5 protein-coding genes are annotated in these 3483 nt (G+C 38.9%); 3 read left to right on the top strand and 2 right to left on the bottom strand.

The window, feature by feature from the left end; genetic code table 11:
* Window positions 1-72: 72 nt before the first annotated feature.
* Both SD31_RS00675 and SD31_RS00670 read right to left on the bottom strand, forming a co-directional pair.
* Entirely contained in the window at window positions 73-612 is a 540-nt protein-coding gene (locus SD31_RS00675; protein WP_039052740.1) for a TetR/AcrR family transcriptional regulator, read from the bottom strand.
* Between the two features lie 127 nt (window positions 613-739).
* Window positions 740-1396 (bottom strand): NUDIX hydrolase, encoded by a 657-nt coding sequence (locus SD31_RS00670; protein WP_039052739.1) that lies wholly within the window; start codon window positions 1394-1396, stop codon window positions 740-742.
* 203 nt (window positions 1397-1599) lie between these two features.
* On the opposite strand from SD31_RS00670, the gene pfkA reads away from it, so the two are divergent.
* The 3 genes from pfkA to SD31_RS15790 are packed head-to-tail and all read left to right on the top strand — an operon-like array spanning window position 1600 to window position 3353.
* Window positions 1600-2583 carry a 6-phosphofructokinase gene (pfkA, locus tag SD31_RS00665; protein ID WP_039052738.1) on the top strand — a complete coding sequence of 328 codons (984 nt, stop codon included), beginning with the start codon at window positions 1600-1602 and terminating at the stop codon, window positions 2581-2583.
* Between the two features lie 9 nt (window positions 2584-2592).
* A complete protein-coding gene (locus tag SD31_RS15795; RefSeq protein WP_156138128.1) occupies window positions 2593-2982 on the top strand; it encodes a hypothetical protein in 390 nt (129 codons plus the stop codon).
* A gap of 14 nt (window positions 2983-2996) precedes the next feature.
* Window positions 2997-3353: a hypothetical protein gene (locus SD31_RS15790; RefSeq protein WP_082021745.1), complete on the top strand. Its 357-nt coding sequence runs from the start codon at window positions 2997-2999 to the stop codon at window positions 3351-3353.
* Window positions 3354-3483 lie beyond the last annotated feature (130 nt).

The following is a 3483-nucleotide window of genomic DNA, read 5'->3' as shown; positions in this document are numbered from 1 at the left end:
TGATTAGTTAACTATACGTTCTTGAAAAATTAATTTTAAGTACTGGCGTTGAATCTGGCTTGGCAAGGTATCTTATCTACATTTTCCAGGTTTTGGAATCTTGCAGAGTATATCTTCTATAGTGTAAGTCAAGGTCAACCCACGGATGATATCTCCAAAGATGGCACAAGACTCTTCGATATTATCCAACTTCAACGAGCCGTCTTCTACGGCCTTCTGCACTAGCAACTTCATCAAATCCAAGTCTTTGGTATATACCTGTTTTATCACTTCAGAAAGCTCCAAGCCTTTTAACCAATCCAGATTTTCATTGATATAAAGCATATAATGCTTTCTCATATGTTCGGCCCGAAATTTTAAGATGGCAAATAATGTTCCTAAGAAATCACCATCATACGCGGCAATCATTTTCTCTTCCGCAGAAATCAATTCATGTGAGATGGAACAAATCACATCTTTAATAAGCGCCGTCTTATCCGGATAATAATAATATAGATTAGCCTTCGTGATTTTTAAATCCTCCGCAATCTCATTCATCGTGGTCTTTGCAAAACCATAATGCGAGAAGCGACGAATAGCAGCCTCTATTATTTCTTCTTTTCTTTTATCCATTTTAAACTTTTTAACTTTTGACTTTAGCAAAAGAATGGTCAAAAAATAAAAAAAAGTTTAAACACAAACTATTGTGTATTAAAAAAAATACAATGCGCTGACAAAAAAGAAACAAAAAATGATAATACTACGAGAAAAGCTTGAGGAACTTTTTCTTATCCAACTTATAGAGACGTGCGGCCCTATAAGACACTCCGGTCTGGAATTCATCCAATTCCTTAAGATACCCGAGATTACTCATCTTCTTTCTGAAGTTCCGTTTATCTAGTGTTTCACCGAGTATGGACTCGTAAACTTGCTGCAATTGAGTTAATGTAAATTTTTCAGGAAGAAGCTCATAAGGAGCCATAGTATAATGCAAGTTTCTTTTCAGTTTGTCTAGTCCAAGACGCAGGATTTCATTATGATCGAAGGCTAGTTCCGGCACTTCGTGCACATCAAACCACTTAGCCTGACGCATATAGTTTGTCACCGGTTTTATCTTGTGTTTAACCTCGTCATACCTTACCAAGGCCATATAAGCTACCGTAAGAATTCTACCTTCCGGGTGACGCTTGAGTCCGGCAAGAGCGGCCAACTGCTCCAGATAAATGTTTTTCAACCCCGTATGTTCGTACGCTATCCGGTTTACAGCATCTTCCATCTCTTCATCCTTATTGACAAAATAACCCGGCATTGCCCACCAATCACGATAAGGGTACTCGTTGCGCTCTGTGAGCAATACTTTGAGCTTACCATCATGAAAGGTAAAGATCAGACAATCTACTGTAAAAAACGACAACATATGTAGGTTATATTAAGCAGTTACAAAATCATATGCGATATTAATCAATAATCATAAAATTTAAAAATAAAAACTATGCAAACATAGATTATTACAACAAAGGAAGTCACCAAAATGCAAAAATCTCACAAAAAATGCATAAAAAATTTAATAGTGTAAAAAATACACATTATATTCGTATTTGAACTTAAACTGAAACCACATTGAAAAAGATAAACAGAATTGGAGTTTTTACTTCAGGTGGTGATGCGCCTGGCATGAATGCAGCGATCCGAGCTGTAGTGAGAACTGCTATTTATCACGACATTGCTGTAACAGGAATTTACCACGGATACCAAGGTATGATAGACCGCGAGTTTGTAGACATGAACCGCAGGTCCGTAAGTTCTATCATCCAAAAGGGAGGAACTATCCTTAAATCCGCGCGGTGCCTAGATTTCAAAACGAAAGAAGGTAGAGAGAAAGCTTACAACAATATAAAATCCCAAGGTATCGATGCATTGGTAGCTATTGGGGGTGACGGCACATTCACCGGTGCCAAAATCTTCTCCGAAGAATATGATATCCCTGTAATGTGTATTCCGGGAACTATAGACAACGACCTTTGTGGTACTGACTACACCTTAGGTTATGATACAGCCAACAATACCGTAATAGAAGCAATAGACAAAATACGCGACACGGCTTCCTCGCATAACCGCGTCTTCTTCGTAGAGGTGATGGGTAGAGATTCAGGATGCATTGCCTTAAGTGCCGGCGTGGGTGGCGGTGCGGAAGCTATACTCCTTCCGGAGCTAAATTCCGGCATTGATGACCTATTGGATGAAATATATCTGGCAGAAAGCCGCGACAAAACTTCCATGATTGTTATCATTGCCGAAGGTGACAAAAATGGAGGAGCGTACAATGTTGCCAAAATTGTAAAAGAAAAAATTCCGCATCTTGACATAAAAGTTAGTATATTAGGCCACTTACAACGAGGTGGTGCTCCTAGTAGCTTTGACCGCATCTTGGGAACAAGAATGGGATACATAGCAGTCAACGAACTTCTGAAAGGCAACAGCAAGGCCACTGTAGGTATCCGCGGCAACCAAATGGTTACTACGCCTCTTGAAGAAGCCCTAAACACTAAAGAACTGAAACTAGATGACGAATTGTTGGCGATAGCCAATATAATGAACAAATAGTTGAGCCATATGATTTTAGTTATTTTCACCGGATCAAGATATGCAGACTGGCGGCTTGCCGAAAAAGGCAAATTGCTGCACGGCTTTCGCACAGTGGGCATCAATCCTTATATTCAAGATGAAAATTTCATAAATCAGTTGCTCAACAAAAGTACAGACCTGCTATATAATGCAGAAAAGATAAAGAAAATATTCTTTTTCGGTGCGGGAGCTTCTTCAAAAGAAAGACAGGATAAAATCGCCAACGTATTTTCCAACTTCTTTAAAAATGCCAAGGTAAAAGTCTCACATGATTTGGATGCCTCAGCCCTTTCTACTTTGGGTGATGACAAAGGTATCGTAGGAATCATCGGATCAGGCTCCAATGCCGCCTATTATAACAGGGAAGAAAATCGATAGAAAACAACTATGGATTGGGCTATATCCTTGCAGATGAAGGATCAACAAACTGGATAGCTCAGCAAGTGCTGCGCGACTTCCTTACCGACGCCATGCCGCAGGGTTTCCGCGAAAAGCTCATAGGAAAATTCAACTTAGACCGTAAGATTATCCTAGAAAAGCTGTACAACAGCCCTAACCCCAACTTGTTTCTGACATCGTTTGCAGACTTTTTCTACGAAAACAAAAATGAACATTATCTGGCCTCCATTATAAAAAAGGGACTGGAAACGTATATTAATACTTATATCCTTCCTCTGCTGGACCAATATCCGGACGCGCAGATAGGACTTACAGGGTCGGTAGCGTACAACGTACCATGGATTGGCTGACTTAGCATTTGAGTCCAAGTAACAATCATTTGAAATATTAAAACTAATAAGTAAAAAGAAYCATTAATTACAAATACTAAATTAAAATTAATTAATAACAATAAACAAAAATTAAAGAAATTGAAAATTG

Source organism: Sphingobacterium sp. T2 (assembly GCF_000814685.1).
Lineage (GTDB): Bacteria > Bacteroidota > Bacteroidia > Sphingobacteriales > Sphingobacteriaceae > Sphingobacterium > Sphingobacterium thermophilum.
The sequence above is the reverse complement of the archived record's forward strand: the minus strand, read 5'-3'. Positions and strand labels throughout refer to the sequence as shown.

Excerpts from the sequence above, each read along its gene's own strand:
- SD31_RS00675 (WP_039052740.1), bottom strand. The coding sequence starts at position 612 with ATGGATAAAAGAAAAGAAGAAATAATAGAGGCTGCTATTCGTCGCTTC.
- SD31_RS00670 (WP_039052739.1), bottom strand. The coding sequence starts at position 1,396 with ATGTTGTCGTTTTTTACAGTAGATTGTCTGATCTTTACCTTTCATGAT.
- SD31_RS15795 (WP_156138128.1), top strand. The coding sequence starts at position 2,593 with ATGATTTTAGTTATTTTCACCGGATCAAGATATGCAGACTGGCGGCTT.